General features: G+C 35.4%; 1 protein-coding gene. It reads right to left on the bottom strand.

Features of this window, described 5'->3' with window-relative positions:
- A partial coding sequence (locus SCA31_RS24295) for an ABC transporter permease (RefSeq protein WP_410699543.1) occupies nucleotides 1-255 on the bottom strand: 255 nt, incomplete at its 3' end.
- Nucleotides 256-257 lie beyond the last annotated feature (2 nt).

Here is a 257-nt window from a genome sequence, read left to right as displayed (position 1 = left end):
AGATGTTCCTATTAATGAGGTTGAGAAATAATTCCAGAGGGTAACACCGGCCAGGTAAAATAGTATTGGTGGTGCATCATCTGTAGGTAAATTGGCAATTCTTCCAAAAACAATAAGATAAGTGATGGTCGTGAAGATAGGGTTGATGAAAAACCAGATAGGCCCTAGGATAGTTTGTTTAAAACTGGATATAAAATCTCGTTTTACAAACATATAGATCAGATCTTTATATCTCCAGACCTCTTTGAGTTTCAAAT

The organism is Chryseobacterium sp. SIMBA_028 (genome assembly GCF_046535285.1).
Taxonomy (GTDB): Bacteria; Bacteroidota; Bacteroidia; order Flavobacteriales; family Weeksellaceae; genus Chryseobacterium.
The sequence above is the reverse complement of the archived record's forward strand: the minus strand, read 5'-3'. Positions and strand labels throughout refer to the sequence as shown.